14 protein-coding genes and 1 rRNA gene are annotated in these 15,247 nt (G+C 59.2%); 4 read left to right on the top strand and 11 right to left on the bottom strand.

The genetic code is table 11. The features are described 5' to 3' along the window. Positions 1 to 14: 14 nt before the first annotated feature. Both OP494_RS02775 and OP494_RS02770 read left to right on the top strand, forming a co-directional pair. Positions 15 to 935 (top strand): ribokinase, encoded by a 921-nt coding sequence (locus OP494_RS02775; RefSeq protein WP_280539202.1) that lies wholly within the window; start codon positions 15 to 17, stop codon positions 933 to 935. Between the two features lie 54 nt (positions 936 to 989). Next, on the top strand, positions 990 to 1,934 hold the full coding sequence (locus tag OP494_RS02770) for a nucleoside hydrolase (RefSeq protein ID WP_280539201.1): 945 nt from the start codon (positions 990 to 992) through the stop codon (positions 1,932 to 1,934). 52 nt (positions 1,935 to 1,986) lie between these two features. Here the strand turns inward: OP494_RS02770 and OP494_RS02765 are convergent, their stop codons facing one another. Continuing rightward, positions 1,987 to 2,259 (bottom strand): acylphosphatase, encoded by a 273-nt coding sequence (locus OP494_RS02765; RefSeq protein WP_280539200.1) that lies wholly within the window; start codon positions 2,257 to 2,259, stop codon positions 1,987 to 1,989. Beyond that, positions 2,252 to 3,217: a YihY/virulence factor BrkB family protein gene (locus tag OP494_RS02760; RefSeq protein ID WP_280539199.1), complete on the bottom strand. Its 966-nt coding sequence runs from the start codon at positions 3,215 to 3,217 to the stop codon at positions 2,252 to 2,254. Before OP494_RS02760 ends, OP494_RS02765 begins: the two co-directional genes overlap by 8 nt. A gap of 134 nt (positions 3,218 to 3,351) precedes the next feature. Here OP494_RS02760 and OP494_RS02755 point away from each other — a divergent pair, with 134 nt between their 5' ends. Further along, the gene (locus OP494_RS02755; RefSeq protein ID WP_280539198.1) at positions 3,352 to 4,455 is read left to right on the top strand and encodes a bifunctional nicotinamide-nucleotide adenylyltransferase/Nudix hydroxylase; all 1,104 of its coding nucleotides are present in this window, start codon (positions 3,352 to 3,354) and stop codon (positions 4,453 to 4,455) included. 20 nt (positions 4,456 to 4,475) lie between these two features. Here OP494_RS02755 and OP494_RS02750 read toward each other — a convergent pair whose 3' ends face one another. From OP494_RS02750 to OP494_RS02725, 6 genes are all read right to left on the bottom strand, one after another. Further along, on the bottom strand, positions 4,476 to 5,393 hold the full coding sequence (locus OP494_RS02750; protein WP_040241071.1) for a LysR substrate-binding domain-containing protein: 918 nt from the start codon (positions 5,391 to 5,393) through the stop codon (positions 4,476 to 4,478). A 78-nt stretch (positions 5,394 to 5,471) separates the two neighbouring features. Continuing rightward, positions 5,472 to 6,896, bottom strand: coding sequence for a cardiolipin synthase (cls, locus tag OP494_RS02745; protein ID WP_280539196.1), 1,425 nt, complete (start codon positions 6,894 to 6,896; stop codon positions 5,472 to 5,474). Between the two features lie 89 nt (positions 6,897 to 6,985). Next, complete coding sequence (locus tag OP494_RS02740; protein ID WP_280539195.1) at positions 6,986 to 8,491, bottom strand: fumarate hydratase; 1,506 nt, start codon at positions 8,489 to 8,491, stop codon at positions 6,986 to 6,988. A gap of 183 nt (positions 8,492 to 8,674) precedes the next feature. Continuing rightward, entirely contained in the window at positions 8,675 to 10,705 is a 2,031-nt protein-coding gene (gene uvrB, locus OP494_RS02735; protein WP_280539194.1) for an excinuclease ABC subunit UvrB, read from the bottom strand. A 54-nt stretch (positions 10,706 to 10,759) separates the two neighbouring features. Further along, entirely contained in the window at positions 10,760 to 11,161 is a 402-nt protein-coding gene (locus OP494_RS02730; RefSeq protein WP_280539193.1) for an OsmC family protein, read from the bottom strand. Positions 11,162 to 11,182: 21 nt separating this feature from the next. After that, the gene (locus tag OP494_RS02725; protein WP_280539192.1) at positions 11,183 to 11,374 is read right to left on the bottom strand and encodes a hypothetical protein; all 192 of its coding nucleotides are present in this window, start codon (positions 11,372 to 11,374) and stop codon (positions 11,183 to 11,185) included. A gap of 159 nt (positions 11,375 to 11,533) precedes the next feature. On the opposite strand from OP494_RS02725, the gene OP494_RS02720 reads away from it, so the two are divergent. Then, complete coding sequence (locus OP494_RS02720) at positions 11,534 to 12,580, top strand: folate-binding protein (RefSeq protein WP_280539191.1); 1,047 nt, start codon at positions 11,534 to 11,536, stop codon at positions 12,578 to 12,580. Here OP494_RS02720 and OP494_RS02715 read toward each other — a convergent pair. From OP494_RS02715 to rrf, 3 genes are all read right to left on the bottom strand, one after another. Then, positions 12,571 to 13,350, bottom strand: coding sequence for a TatD family hydrolase (locus OP494_RS02715; protein WP_280539190.1), 780 nt, complete (start codon positions 13,348 to 13,350; stop codon positions 12,571 to 12,573). The two genes, OP494_RS02720 and OP494_RS02715, sit on opposite strands and share 10 nt — an antisense overlap. 40 nt (positions 13,351 to 13,390) lie before the next feature. Next, entirely contained in the window at positions 13,391 to 14,980 is a 1,590-nt protein-coding gene (gene prfC / locus OP494_RS02710; protein ID WP_280539189.1) for a peptide chain release factor 3, read from the bottom strand. 160 nt (positions 14,981 to 15,140) lie between these two features. Further along, positions 15,141 to 15,247, bottom strand: a 5S ribosomal RNA gene (gene rrf, locus OP494_RS02705); the annotation flags it as partial.

Below are 15,247 nucleotides of genomic sequence, written 5' to 3'. Positions count from 1 at the left end.
AGCCGGGAGCTTGCATGCTTTACAACTACGGTTCCATCAATATCGATTATGTCTACCGCGTCAGTCATCTGGTGCGTCCCGGCGAAACATTGTCCAGCCAGAGTTTTACGCAGGTACTGGGCGGTAAAGGCGCCAATCAGTCACTGGCCATGGCGCGTGCAGGCGGTGACGTCACGCATTGGGGGCGTGTGTCTCAGAACGACCGCTGGGTGTTGGAAATCCTCACCCAGGCGGGCGTCAATACATCCCTGATCGAACTTACTGCCGACGCTAGCGGGCATGCCGTCATTCAGGTCGACGACCACGCCGAAAACGCCATTATTCTCAGCCCTGGGGCTAACCATGGCTTCAAGGAACGTCATCTCGACGCCCTGATGACCTCGGTAACCGCGGACGATTGGCTCTTGTTGCAAAACGAGTGCAATGCGCTCGAGAGCGTCATGACGCTTGCCGCACGCCATGGCATGCAGATCGCTTTCAACCCCGCGCCTCTAGGCGCCAATGTGCACGCGTTGCCGCTCGAATTGTGCCAGATACTATTCCTCAATCGTGGCGAGGCCGCGGCCCTGGCGGGGCTCGACGAACACGCTGGGGTCGCCGAACTCATGGATGCCCTCTATCAACGGCTGCCCGAGGTCGAGCTGGTGTTAACGCTAGGACGCGACGGCGTACGTTATCAGCATGGTGCCCAGCGCCTCGAGCTTCCGGCGTTCCCTGTTGAAGCCGTGGACACGACCGCAGCCGGCGATACCTTCATCGGTTACTTCATGGCCGCACGCCAACGGGAGGCCCCCATCGAAACCTGCCTGCACGAAGCGAGCGCCGCCGCGGCCTTGTGCGTACAACGCAGCGGCGCAGCGCCCAGCATCCCGCTCGCCAGCGAAGTTGCGGCGACTTCTCGTGACTGGCCAGCACGCGATGTCTTGCGCCACTGATCACCTTCGACACCGTTTGCTGATTACTTGTCCGTTATTTGACACAGGATTTTCATGACCACACCTCTTATTTTCGATACCGATCCTGGCGTAGACGACGCCCAAGCCATTGCCATCGCCCTCGCGCATCCCGAGATCGAATTGCTCGGCATGACCACGACCTACGGCAATGTCGATATCGAGACCGCCACCACCAATGCGCTGCTGCTCGCGGAGCTCGCCGACCAACGCATCCCCGTCGCACAAGGCGCCGCGGCGCCCCTGGTCAAGCTCAAACATCCGGCGCCGGCGCATATCCACGGCGACAACGGGCTGGGCAATCATCCCTTGCCGGCTCCGAGCCATCGCGCCGAAACGATCAGTGCACCCCAGTTCATCGTCGAGCAGGTCAATGCCCGCCCCGGCGAGGTCACGCTGGTCGCTGTTGGCCCGCTGGGCAATCTCGCCGCCGCCCTGCAGCTTGACCCGGGCATCGTCGATCGTGTCAAACAGGTCGTCGTCATGGGTGGGTCGATTCGCGAGGGCGGCAACGTCACGCCCGTCGCCGAGGCCAATATCTTCAATGACCCGCATGCCGCCGCACGCGTATTGACGGCGGGCTGGCCACTGACCCTGGTGGGGCTCGATGCGACGCATCGCTGCGTGCTGGGCCCTGCACAGATGGACAAGATAGCCGCGGCCCAAGGCAAGCTGGGCGAAGTCTTGGCCGGCAGCTATGCGTTTTATCGCGCATTCTACCGCACGGCGCTGGATATCGATGGCTGTTGCCCACACGACAGCTGTGCCTTGGCATGGTTGATGCGTCCAGAACTCTTCACGACCGTACGCGGACACTTGAATGTCGTCACAGAGGGCGACGCCGAAGGCCAGACGCTGTTTGCGCCACAAGAGCGCGCCTTCATTGATCCGCGTTGGGCACGTACGCCGCTCGTCGATGTGTGCATGAGCGCCGAGGGGGAAGCCGTCGTGAATTGGATCGTCGAGACACTGACCCGCTGAGGGCAATTGCCCCCGCCTTCTCGGCCCATACCGGAGCAGTGCGGGGGCAGTTTTAACTAGGCTCGAAGGTATTCGGGGGCGTGGCGTCGACCTTTTCACACTCGACATGAGTAACGCGCGACGCCGGTGGCCCTTGCCACAGCCAGCGCACGACACGGTCGACAGCCGACCGCTCGCCGCATAGCAGCACTTCGACGCGACCATCGCCGAGGTTCCTGGCATGCCCCGTGAGCTCTTCCTTTAACGCTTGCTCGCGTGACGCGGCACGAAATCCGACGCCTTGCACGCGGCCGGTGACCCAGGCCTTGAGACAATATTCATGCATGGCCCTCTCCTTTGCTTGCGGACGTCGCTTGGGTAGCGGAGTGTTCAGGCGAATCCACGAATTCGCGCTTGACCGAGACTGCAGAGTTGCGAGGTACGATACGCTTGCCACGCGCTTCGAGATGAGTGCGGGTGAAGGCGGCGCCATACAGCAGAATCAGTGAGCTGTAGTAAACCCACAGCAATACCAGAACGACCGATCCCGCCGCGCCGTATGTCGACGCCGTGGCGGTATAGGCTAGATACGCGGCGATGGCGTAGCGCCCGATCGCAAACAGCACCGCCGTCACGATCGCGCCGACCATAACATCTCTCCAACTCACCACGACATCCGGCAACACCTTGAAAATAGCGGCGAAAAACAGTGCAATCACCGCCAGCGAGACGAGGAATTCGGCACTACCCAAGAGCGCGTTGACACCCGGCAGCCAGTCGCTTGCATACCTGAAAAAGGCACGCAGCATCACGCTCAGCACCAACGACACCATGAGGATGAAGCCCACCGCCAGCACCACGGTCAGCGACAGCAGACGCTTCTTGATGAAAAGCCAAAGCCCGTTGCGATCGGGACGCGCTGTCACGCCCCACAGCGTATTGAGGGAAAATTGCATCTGCGCGAAGACGGTCGTGGCCCCGACCACCAGCGCGCCAAAGCCAAGTAAAGTCGGCAAGATGCCGGAGCTTTCGATGCGCGACTGCGCCACCGCTTGCTGAATCGCCATGGCGGCGTCCTGACCCATGGTGTCCTGCAACTGCGCCACGATCTGGCCTTGCGCGGCGTCTTCCCCAAGAACCAGCCCAATCACGGTGACCGCGATGATGATCGTCGGCGCCAGTGAAAACAGGGTGTAAAACGCCAGGGAACCCGCGAAGCTGAACGCATTGTGTTCCAGCCATAAGGTCGCGGCGTTGACGACGATGCGATACCAATAGCGCGGCGAAAGATTGATCACGGACACTCCTTGTCGGAAATGATGAATGATGGGCTCAACGAAGCTTGGTCTCAGGATAGCGCAGATGCCCCGGCCACTGCTTATATTGCAGAGCCTCGAGTGGCTGCTCATAATGGCCCGGCCCTGCTGACGGAGCCTTCATGTCCAACGCCATCACGTCCTCTCCCTCCTCCGATACGCCCTATGCCTTCGATTGCCTGGTCTTCATTGGGCGTTTCCAACCGCCGCATCGAGGGCATATCAGCGTCATACGCGAGGCGTTGAGGCAGGCACGGCAGGTGATCGTGATGGTAGGATCCGCCTGGCAGGCTCGCTCACTGCGCAACCCCTGGCGCTTCGAAGAGCGCCGCGACATGCTGCGCGAATGCTTCGACGCTGATGACAACGCGCGTCTCGAAATCACGCCGTTACTGGATGCACTCTACAATAACGATGTCTGGGTACGCGATGTGCAGCGTCGGGTGCGCGATGTGGTCGTTCCCCAACAAGGCCGGTTACCCCGAATCGGTTTGATCGGTGCCAGTCGCGGTCAGTCGAGCTACTACCTCACGCTGTTTCCGCAGTGGGAGTCGGTCAGCGTCCCTCTCGTCAGCGATGTCTCGGCCAACCGAATTCGCGAGGCGTTGTTCGGCCAACCGGCATTGGCAGGCGATTACTTGGCGCGTGATGAAAGCAGCGGCCTTTCGGCGCCGGTCCGCGATGTGCTACGGCGCTTTCTCGAAACACCCGAATGCGCGCAATTGTGGGAAGAACAGCATCTGCTCGAGGAGTATCGTAAGGCCTGGGCGCAGGCACCCTATCCTCCGGTTTTTGTGACCGTCGATGCCGTTGTGGTGCAATCCGGGCATGTGCTGCTGGTGGAGCGTCGAGCGGCACCCGGTAAGGGACTGCTCGCCTTGCCGGGAGGCTTCATCCAGCCCCAGGAGCGTTTGCTGGATGCCTGCTTGCGCGAGCTGCGTGAGCGGGTGCGCCTCAAGATTCCCGAAGCCGTGCTCAAAGGTTCGCTGCGTGGCCAGCGCTTGTTCGATGACCCCCATCGCAGCTGGCGCGGGCGCACCTTGGCGCAGGCTTTCTATTTTGCCCTGCGGCCCGAACAGCAACTCCCCCAGCTCAAGCCTTCGCGCAGTGGTGAGCAAGCCCATTGGGTCGCACTGGCCGACCTCGACCCTGAAGCGTTGTTCGAGGATCATTTCTTCATCATTCAGAACTTCCTAGGCTTGCCGGCCGGCATGGCCACGCCATGACGCGAGTCGCTGTCGCATATTCATGCCTGCAGGAAGTCGCGCGGTAACTTCATCATCTGCCGCCAGAGCTTCTCGACGCCGGGCTTGTGCACCAACGAACATCGGTACAGACGAATCTCCAGGGGAATATCCCATTGCGGGTCTCCCGCGCGGACCAGGCGCCCTGCAGCGAGCTCTTCGCGGATGCAGAAATCGGGAATCCACGCCATGCCGACTCCCTGAAGGGCCATCCCCTTGAGGCCTTCCGCCATGGCAGTCTCATAGACGGTCTTGAGGCGCATGCGTAGCGGATCGTTCTTGAGCAGCATGCGTACGCTACGTCCCAGAAAGGCGCCTTGGGTATAGGCGAGAAATGGGATACCCGCCTCGTCGTCCAGTGCAAAGCGTGGGGTGCCATCGGCGTTAGGCACGCAAACCGGCAGCATTTTCACCTGACCGATGGAAAATGAAGGGAAGGCCTCGCCATCTAGCTGCATGCTGGCATAGGGATCGTAATAGGCCAGCATCAGGTCGCAGTTGCCTTCGCGCAACACATGAATGGCATCCCCGACGTTCATGGCTACCAACCGCGTCGGAAGTTCACCCACGCCCTTTTGTAAGCGTGAAATCCAACGCGGGAAAAACGTCAACGCCAGCGAATGCGCGGCGACGATATCGAGTGCTTCGTTGGCCATCGACAGGCCACGCAAATGGGCAAGGCATTCGCTCAACTGCTCGACCATGCTACGTGCCGTGACCAGGAACAACTGCCCTTCCGGGGTCAACCCGATAGGCGTCGTGGAACGGTCGACCAGGGTGGCACCCACGGCTTGTTCCAAGGAGCGGATGCGTCGGCTGAAAGCAGGCTGGGTGACGTGCCGTTGTCTCGCCGACGCGGAAAAACTGCGTGTATTGGCGAGGGCAACGAAATCTTCGAGCCACTTGGTTTCAAGATTCACCGGCACTCCTGGTGGTCACGCAGTAAATGTACGACAGTCGCGAGCATGTGGACCTCGCGTCTCGACACGCAACGGATGTCATTGTATGGGCGCTAGCAGATAGGCCGCCCGTGAGACGAGCTTACGCCAGATGGGACGGTTGTTGAGTTCGTCCAGCGATACCTCTCGGCATGCCGCAAAGTCTCGACGTAGCATGCCCTCTACCTGGCCGGCAAACGTCGCATCGGGTACATACGCGGTAATCTCGAAATTGAGTCGAAACGAGCGGTTATCGAGATTGACCGATCCGACCAGCGCCGTCTCGTCATCGACCAGGACGACTTTCTGGTGCAAGAACCCCGGCTGATAGCGAAAAATGCGCACACCGTGGCGAATCATCTCGGGCAAGAAGGAAAAAGCCGAGAGGAAGACCAGCAAGTGATCGGGGCGCTCGGGAATCATCACGCGCACATCGACACCTCGCAAGGCGGCCAGCTTCAAGGCATCTTGCACCCCTTGATCCGGAACGAAGTACGGGCTGGTCACCCAAAGTCGTTCATGGGCGCCGTGAATGACATGCTGAATCAGCAGGCTTGCCGTCTCGCAGTTATCAGCCGGCCCGGAGGGTACGATCACCACATGCTGGCACTCATCGCAGGTGATCGACGGTTCCCAGTTAAGGGACAGGATCTCTTCAGTGGCCCAGTACCAGTCCTCCCAGAAAGCTTCCTGCAACCCCATGACGCTCGGTCCGGTGAGCTTGAGATGAGTATCGCGCCAGGGGCCATAACGCGCCACCCGCCCTAAATATTCATCGGCCACGTTGAAGCCACCCGTCCACCCCTCACGCCCATCGACGACCACGATCTTGCGATGATTGCGGAAATTGATCTGGAAACGGTGCCGCCAGCCGCGTGACGAGTTGAAGGCCGTGACCTCGATGCCCGCTTCCGATAACTCGTGCAAGTAGTCATTGGGTAAACTGCGGCTTCCGATTTCGTCGTAAAGCAAGCACACCCGCACCCCCTGCTCTGCCCGACGCATCAAGTGCTGCTTGAACAAGGTGCCTATTTCATCGGCGCGGAAAATGAAGAACTGCACGAGGATATATTCGCGTGCGGCATCGATTCCCTCTAGTAAGCTCTGGAAGGTTTCTTCCCCATCGATGAGCAGTTCGGCGCGATTGCCCGTGCTCATGGGCATCATGGCCAGACGCTCGACGGCCTGAATGCGCGTGGTGTCAAACGAGGGGCGAGAAAAGAAGGGCTCGAGCCGAGGCCTGAAACGCAATAGGACTTGGCGTAGTACGGTATCGCGTTCGCCTCGCGCGGAGGTGTATCCGTAGAAACGCGGACGTCCGAAGATCCAGTAGATGGGAACGGCCAGGTAGGGAAAGGTCAGAAGCGTCACGATCCAGGCAACCGCCCCTTGCGAGGTACGACTCGACATCAATGCCATGACGGCGGACAACGCGCCCAACACATGGATCGTCACGATCAGGATACCGATCAGTTCGGATGTCATGTCGGTTCCTCCCTGAAACCTTCGAAGCGCACGCTGGTTAAAAATCAGGCCCCGCGTGGACGGGGCCTGAGGCGACGATCATCGCATGATCATGCACTCGCGGCGATAATCTCTTTCCATTTCGCCGGACCGATCTGGTGGACCGATTCGCCTTGACTGTCGACGGCAACGGTCACCGGCATGTCTTCGACATCGAACTCATAAATCGCTTCCATCCCGAGATCCTCGAAAGCGACCACGCGGGATTTCTTGATCGCTTGTGCCACCAAGTACGCAGCACCTCCCACTGCCATCAGGTAAACGGCCCCGTTATCACGGATTGCCTCGATCGCCATGGGTCCCCGTTCGGCTTTGCCGACCATCCCCTGTAGACCGGTCTGCTCGAGCATGGTCCGCGTGAACTTGTCCATACGCGTAGCGGTTGTGGGGCCGGCAGGACCGACGACTTCGTCGCCAACCGGATCGACAGGCCCTACGTAATAGATGAAGCGCCCACGCAGGTCGACCGGCAGGGACTCGCCTTTGGCTAGCATATCGACCATGCGTTTGTGCGCGGCATCACGCCCGGTCAGCAGCTTCCCATTGAGCAGCAGCGTATCGCCCGGCTGCCAGGAAGCCGCCTCCTCCGCCGTGACTGTATCCAGGTTCACTCGCTTGACGTCGTCACCCGCTTCACGCGTGATTTGCGGCCAGTCTTCCAGCCTCGGGACCGGCAGCGACGCTGTACCGCTGCCATCCAGCGTGAAGTGAACATGCCGCGTGGCCGCGCAGTTGGGAATGATAGCGACCGGCTTGTTGGCCGCATGGGTGGGATAATCCTTGACCTTGATATCGAGCACGGTGGTCAGCCCACCCAACCCTTGCGCGCCGATACCGGTGCGATTGACTTGCTCGAAGAGCTCGAGACGCAGTTCCTCGGCACGGTTCTCGGCACCACGGGCCTTGAGATCCTGAATGTCGATGGGATCGAGCAAGGCTTCCTTGGCGAGCTCCATGGCTTTTTCGGCGGTGCCGCCAATGCCGATACCAAGCATGCCCGGCGGGCACCACCCTGCCCCCATCTTGGGCAACTGCTCCAGGACCCACTCGGCGACATTGTCGGAAGGGTTGAGCATCGCGAACTTGGACTTGGCCTCGCTGCCGCCCCCTTTTGCCGCGACGTGGACTTCGACCTTGTCACCGGGAACCAGCTTGTGATGGATGACTGCTGGCGTATTGTCGCCGGTATTCTGGCGCTTGCCGTCAGGATCGGCCAGCACCGAAGCACGCAACACATTATCGGGCAGCTTGTACGCCTGGCGGACACCCTCGTTGATCATGTCATCGAGGCTCATGTCGGCTTCCCAGCGGACGTCCATACCGATCTCGACGAATACTGTCACGATGCCTGTATCCTGACAGATCGGTCGATGGCCTTCGGCACACATTCGAGAGTTGATCAGGATCTGAGCGATGGCATCGTGAGCGGCGGGATTTTCCTCACGTTGATACGCCTCGTGCATGGCGTCGATGAAGTCTTTGGGATGGTAGTAAGAAATAAACTGCAAGGCATCGGCCACGCTCTGGATTACATCATCCTGGCGTATCACGGTCATGAAAGAGGCTCCTTATTATGGGTAACGCCCCGCGAAGTACCTCGCGAGAAACACAAACAACGGATTATACCGAAAATGGGCGATCACGCCTGAAGTGATCGCCCAAAGTCTATCTAAAAGTGCATCTCTCGTTTGAGATTATCCCTCAATGGAAGATAACGGTATAAAGTACAAGCTTGTCATTTAACCCAATTCAAGCAGCCGTGCTTTCAAGGATTGCAACTGATCACGTAGCCGCGTGGCTTCTTCGAATTCCAGGTTCTGCGCAGCTTCATGCATGGCGTCCTCGAGCTTGCCAATTTCCCGGGTCAGGCCCGCAGCATCCATCTGATTGAGCTGCTCGGCGCTGTAATCACCCGGAGCTTCGGCAACACGCTTGTCGGGGCGTTTGTGCCCTACCTTCTTGCCTGGTGTCTGAGCCCCTTCCATGATATCGGCCACCGACTTCGTCACCGTCTTGGGCGTGATGCCATGCTCTTCGTTGAACGCGATCTGCTTATTACGACGGCGCTCGGTTTCGTCCATCGCTCGACGCATCGAATCCGTTATCCGATCACCGTAGAGAATCGCCTTGCCATGTGCGTTACGCGCCGCACGCCCGATAGTCTGGACCAGTGAGCGCTCGGCGCGCAGGAAGCCTTCCTTGTCGGCATCAAGAATCGCCACCAGCGAGACTTCCGGTATATCCAGCCCTTCACGCAGCAAGTTGATGCCTACGAGTACATCGAATTTCCCCAGCCGCAGATCGCGAATGATCTCTATGCGCTCGACGGTATCGATATCGGAGTGCAGGTAGCGGACGCGGATATCGTGCTCGCCGAGATATTCGGTGAGATCCTCGGCCATGCGCTTGGTCAACGTGGTGACCAGAACGCGCTCCCCCACCTCAGTGCGCAGCCGAATCTCGGAGAGCAGATCGTCTACCTGTGTACCCGCCGGCCGTACTTCGATTTCGGGGTCGACCAAGCCGGTAGGACGCACGACCTGTTCAACGACCTGGCCGGCATGTTCGGCCTCATACTTGCCCGGCGTCGCGGAGACGAAGGTTGCCTGCGGACAGATACGCTCCCATTCCTCGAACTTCATGGGGCGGTTATCCAGCGCCGAGGGCAACCGGAACCCGTATTCGACCAACGTTTCCTTGCGTGAACGGTCGCCCTTGTACATACCGCCTACCTGGGGAACGCTGACGTGGGATTCATCGATGAACAACAGCGCGTCATCCGGGAGGTAATCGAAGAACGTCGGGGGTGGCTCGCCGGGAGCGCGGCCCGAGAGATAGCGCGAGTAATTCTCGATGCCATTGCAGTACCCCAGTTCGAGCATCATTTCGATGTCATAGAGCGTGCGCTGCTCGAGACGCTGCGCCTCGACGAGCTTGTCGTTCTTGCGCAACCAGTCCAACCGCTCGGCCAACTCGGCCTTGATGTCGTCCACGGCGCCGAGAATCGTCTCGCGCGGTGTCACATAGTGGCTTTTGGGATAAATCGTCATGCGCGGCACCTTGCCACGCACTTCGCCGGTCAGCGGATCGAACAGGCTGATGGTCTCGATCTCATCGTCGAACAGCTCCACTCGCACCGCTTCGTCTTCCGAATCCGCCGGGAAGACGTCGATGACATCGCCTCGAACCCGATAAGTACCGCGACGGAAATCCATGTCGTTGCGGGTATATTGCAGTTCGGCGAGGCGCCGCAAGAAGGTGCGTTGATCGATCAGCTCGCCACGATTGAAGTGCAGGCGCATCTTCAGATACTGGTCGGGATCCCCCAAGCCGTAAATGGCCGAGACGGAGACTACGATCAGCGAGTCACGACGCTCCAGAAGCGCTTTGGTCGCCGAGAGACGCATCTGCTCGATATGATCGTTGACCGAGGCATCTTTCTCGATGAAGGTGTCCGACGACGGTACATAGGCTTCCGGCTGATAGTAATCGTAATACGACACGAAATACTCGACCGCGTTATCGGGAAAGAAGCTCTTGAACTCACCGTAAAGCTGGGCAGCCAACGTCTTGTTCGGGGCCATGACGATGGTCGGACGCTGTAGGCGCTCTACCACGTTGGCCATGGTGAACGTTTTCCCCGACCCGGTGACACCGAGTAACGTTTGATGCGCAAGCCCGGCGTTGTAGCCATGTATCAAGCCTTCGATAGCCGTCGGCTGATCGCCCGCAGGCTGGAATTGCGACTGAATGCGAAAGGGTTTGCTCATGAGTCTCACATAAGGGCGAGGTAAGGGCCGTTCAAGTCTCGACCGCACTCGCGGTCAGGCCGGACGCGTAGTGATATCCACGTCGCTGACGGTCATCAGGCGTTGTATCGGGCAGCGATCGGCAATCTCGAGCAGACGGTTCAGCGTCTCGGGATCATTGATGCCCTCGAACGCTAGCGTCACGGTCAGCCGGTAATGGCCTCGCGCCTCCTCGCTGGCGTCGCGCTCGACGGTCGCAGTGATCGTCTCCACGGGCAAATGCTTGCGCCGGGCGTACATCAGCGCCGTCATGGCCTTGCACGCGCCGAGCGACAGATCGAAATAGTCATGCGGATCAGGAGCGCTTTCATCCCCTCCCACCTCTCGCGGGGCATCCACAGTCAACGCCGAAAATTCCCTTACCGTCGCCTGTTGGCGAAGCGAGCCATCGCGCTGCGTAATAACCGTGATTGTCATAGCTTCTCTCCCGTGTGGCAATCAATGTGCCTTGTACCCCAGCGCCCGGACGGTTTGCAGCAATGCCTCGCGCCGCACGCGCCCTTCTACGTCGGCACCATGACGACCGACTTCGGCCTCCTCGACGCCGTCCATCTCCATCAGAGCCGTGGTAATGCGATTGACATCCTCGGCACTGTCGACTTGTTCGAAGGTCAGTGCTATATGCGCCATGGGGGCTTCTCCATCCGTTCATTCATTTGCCGGTGGGAGTTTATCATGGCACAACGGCGGCGCCGCGATGGTTGGAAAATCCCTTGCCTGCCCTGATATTCGAGTGTGACATTTGAATACGGTCGAGCGACCGTCGCGTTCGCGATACGGAGTTATTCCATGAACGATTGGATCAGGCATCTTGAAACGCAAGGGCTAGTGCGCGCAGCGGAGAATGAGTGGCACTTCGGCGAAGTCCTGTCCCAGGCTCGCGTGCCCTTGTCGTCTACGGCAATTGCGCCGTTGCCGCAGTACTCGATCATGGAAATTGCCGGTCTCGATGCCGAACGTTTCCTCCAGGGCCAAACCAGCGCCCAGGTGACACTAGCCGATGGCGAGTTCGCGCCTTTGACGGCATTTTGCTCTCCGAAGGGACGTGTGCTGGCCAACGGCCAATTGATGCGTGTGGACGAGACACGCTATTGGCTCCTGCTGGATATCGGCGTGGCCGACCCGCTGCACGCGCATCTCGCGAAATACGCGCCCTTTTACAAGGTCGAGATCACGCAGCCAGCGACCCGGATATTCGGTGTTGTGGGCGAGGACGCGGCTGCTCAGGTCGAGGCGCAACTCGATGTCACGGCCCCTGCCGCATGGGCCATGGCGCAAAACGAGGCAACGGTCATCCTTCACCATCCAGGCCCGACTCCAAGGTTCATGGTCGTCGCCCCGGAGGACGCAGCCCTATCCGCCTGGAAGGCTCTCGAAGGCATTGCAACGCCCGTCGGCAACGCCGTATGGCGTCTGCAGGATATCCAGGCCGGTCTCGCCTGGCTGGGGGATGCGCAACGTGACAGCTACCTTCCCCAGATGATCAATTGGGAGGCCTTGGGCGGTATCAGCTTCCGCAAGGGCTGCTACACCGGACAAGAAGTGGTCGCGCGGGCGCATTTCCGTGGCCAGGTCAAGAAACGCCTGCTGCGTGCTCAGTTGGAAAACGACACGTTACCAGCGCAGGGAACGCCCGTACACGACGCTAACGGCAAGTCTCAAGGCGACGTCGTGTGTGCCGCCCTGAACGCTGATGGTAAAGCCGAGGTGCTCGCTATCATCACGCAGCGCGACGAGCCCCGCGAGCTCAACGTCGATGGCGTTCCACTTAAGCGCTTGGCGTTACCCTATGCGATCGAACGCGTCGACCCGGAAAGCATGTCGCTTCAGGCTTGATGCGACGCCAATCTGAATAAACGACGTGCGGTGGCGGTGCTCTGCATCGCTATCGCGGCATAGGGCTGTTCTCGGAGGTCGGCGACCGTCTCACAGACAGCACGAACTTGAGACGGCTCATTGCGTTGCCCCTGCGCGCCGGACAACGGCATATCCGGGCTATCGGTCTCGAGCACGTAGCCATCCTCGGGCAGCGAACGTATAGCACGCCGTAGGCGTTTGGCACGTGTATAGGTCGCCCCCCCGCCGAGCCCCAGAACGAAGCCCAACTCCAGAAAGCCCCGAGCTTGCTCCGGGCTTCCCGAGAACGCATGTATCAGGCCACCGGCGGGCAATGCGAGCTGACGCAAGCGCTTTGTTACCTGGTCGTTGGCCTGGACACAGTGAATCACAACCGGCAGGTGGCGCCGCTTCGCGATGCGCAATTGCACATCGAAGAGTTGCCATTGGCGCTCGAGGTCATCAAGACGCGCATCGATGCCACATTCGCCAACGGCGACGGTCTCGGGATGAGCGTCGAGCTGGGCCTCCAAAGCGTAGATATCTCCCGACGCGTGGGCCGAAAGAAAGTAGGGATGCAGTCCATAGCAGACGCTGATCTCCGAACGTCGCCCAAGATCGGCCACATGGGGCCAACGCTCACGCGTAGTCCCCGGAACGATGTAATGCCCCACTCCAGCCTTGGTCGCACGCGCCAGTACAGCGTCACGGTCTTCATCGAAGGCATCGAAGTCGAGATGACAATGGGCATCAATCAGCGTCGCAGACATGGCATGCCTCTCGCCGACGTTTCAAATAGCGCTTAGGGCTTCAGTGTTCACGCGTGGCTCGGAATTGGACATCTGGCCAACGCTCTTGCGTCATTTGTAGATTGACGCGCGTCGGTGCCAGGTAGGTGAGATAGTCTCCACCGTCCCAGGCAAGATTGGTACTGGCTTTGCGCTTTAGCTCATCAAGCATCTTGGCGTCGTTGCAATACACCCACCGTGCCGTTTGCACATTGACTGGCTCATAAAGACAATCAACTTTGTATTCCTGCTTCAGGCGATGAGCGACGACATCGAACTGCAGCGACCCTACGGCACCGACAATCAGGTCGTTGTTGTCCATCGGCATGAACACCTGCGTCGCCCCCTCCTCCGAGAGCTGCTTCAACCCTTTTTGCAGGGCCTTCATCTTGAGTGGATCACGCAATCGCACACGCTTGAATAGCTCGGGTGCAAAATGCGGGATACCCGTGAAGCGCATATCCTCGTTCAGCGTGAAGGTATCGCCGATCTGAATCGTGCCATGGTTGTGCAGGCCGATAATGTCGCCGGGCCAGGCTTCTTCGACATGCGAGCGGTCGGATGCCATGAAAGTCAGTGCATCGGCAATCTTGACGTCCTTGCCAATGCGTACGTGGCGCATCTTCATGTTCTTGTCGTACTTGCCCGAACACACCCGCAAGAAGGCAACACGGTCACGGTGCTTGGGATCCATATTGGCCTGGATCTTGAAGACGAAACCGGTGAAACGTTCGTCGCTTGCTTCTACGGTGCGCTTATCGGTATCGCGCGCTAACGGTGAGGGCGCATATTCGACGAAGCCGTCGAGCATTTCACGCACCCCGAAATTCCCCATCGCCGTTCCAAAATACACCGGCGTGAGGTCGCCGCGGCGGTATGCATCAAGATCGAAAGTATGAGACGCACCACGGACCAGTTCGACTTCCGCCCGTAATTCCTCCGCAGCATCCTTACCCAACGTTTCCTCGACCTCGGGGCTATCGAGCCCTTCGATGCGTAGATCTTCCGGGATCCGGTTGCCCTGGCCCTGCTTGTAAAGGTGAATGACATCATTGTAGAGATGATAGACACCACGAAAATGGCGTCCCATCCCCACCGGCCAAGTCATCGGGGCACATTGAATGTTCAGTACCGTTTCGACTTCATCCATTACCTCGACAGGATCACGGATGTCACGATCCATCTTGTTGATGAATGTCAGAATAGGCGTCGTGCGCAAACGACAGACATCCATCAACTTGATGGTGCGGTCCTCGACCCCTTTAGCGCCATCGATCACCATCAGCGCCGAATCCACGGCCGTCAGCGTGCGGTAGGTGTCCTCGGAAAAGTCTTCGTGGCCAGGTGTATCGAGCAGATTGACGATTCTACCGTTGTACGGGAACTGCATCACGGAGGTCGTCACCGAGATGCCACGTTCCTGCTCCATCTTCATCCAATCGGAGGTCGCATGACGTTCATCGCGCTTGCTTTTGACCGAGCCGGCAAGCTGAATAGCGTTGCCGAACAGCAGCATTTTTTCGGTAATGGTGGTCTTGCCGGCGTCGGGGTGCGAGATGATGGCGAAGGTCCGGCGTAATTCTGCTTCTTTAGCCACTTGAGTGTCTGACATCGATATACTTCGCTGATTTGCGGCAGTCGGTGCTGATCAAGCATCTGACTGAAAAGAATGGATTCTTGCCGCGAATTGTACTGCTTAGACGTGCATGTGGGTAGAGCCCCCCAAACGACAAAACCCCCGCTTCAGTCGAAGCGGGGGTTTTAGAAGAAATGCCTGACGATGACCTACTCTCGCATGGGGAAGCCCCACACTACCATCGGCGCTAAGCGGTTTCACTGCTGAGTTCGGCATGGGATCAGGTGGGACACGCTCGCTATG

It is taken from the genome of Chromohalobacter sp. 11-W, assembly GCF_029889905.1.
Lineage (GTDB): Bacteria > Pseudomonadota > Gammaproteobacteria > Pseudomonadales > Halomonadaceae > Chromohalobacter.
This window is presented reverse-complemented; position numbering and strand designations above follow the sequence as displayed.

Bases quoted from the DNA above. Each gene is read 5' to 3' on its own strand.
- OP494_RS02775 (WP_280539202.1), top strand. From the start codon at position 15: ATGCTTTACAACTACGGTTCCATCAATATCGATTATGTCTACCGCGTC.
- OP494_RS02770 (WP_280539201.1), top strand. From the start codon at position 990: ATGACCACACCTCTTATTTTCGATACCGATCCTGGCGTAGACGACGCC.
- OP494_RS02765 (WP_280539200.1), bottom strand. From the start codon at position 2,259: ATGCATGAATATTGTCTCAAGGCCTGGGTCACCGGCCGCGTGCAAGGC.
- OP494_RS02755 (WP_280539198.1), top strand. From the start codon at position 3,352: ATGTCCAACGCCATCACGTCCTCTCCCTCCTCCGATACGCCCTATGCC.
- cls (WP_280539196.1), bottom strand. From the start codon at position 6,896: ATGACATCCGAACTGATCGGTATCCTGATCGTGACGATCCATGTGTTG.
- OP494_RS02740 (WP_280539195.1), bottom strand. From the start codon at position 8,491: ATGACCGTGATACGCCAGGATGATGTAATCCAGAGCGTGGCCGATGCC.
- uvrB (WP_280539194.1), bottom strand. From the start codon at position 10,705: ATGAGCAAACCCTTTCGCATTCAGTCGCAATTCCAGCCTGCGGGCGAT.
- OP494_RS02730 (WP_280539193.1), bottom strand. From the start codon at position 11,161: ATGACAATCACGGTTATTACGCAGCGCGATGGCTCGCTTCGCCAACAG.
- OP494_RS02725 (WP_280539192.1), bottom strand. From the start codon at position 11,374: ATGGCGCATATAGCACTGACCTTCGAACAAGTCGACAGTGCCGAGGAT.
- OP494_RS02720 (WP_280539191.1), top strand. From the start codon at position 11,534: ATGAACGATTGGATCAGGCATCTTGAAACGCAAGGGCTAGTGCGCGCA.
- OP494_RS02715 (WP_280539190.1), bottom strand. From the start codon at position 13,350: ATGTCTGCGACGCTGATTGATGCCCATTGTCATCTCGACTTCGATGCC.
- prfC (WP_280539189.1), bottom strand. From the start codon at position 14,980: ATGTCAGACACTCAAGTGGCTAAAGAAGCAGAATTACGCCGGACCTTC.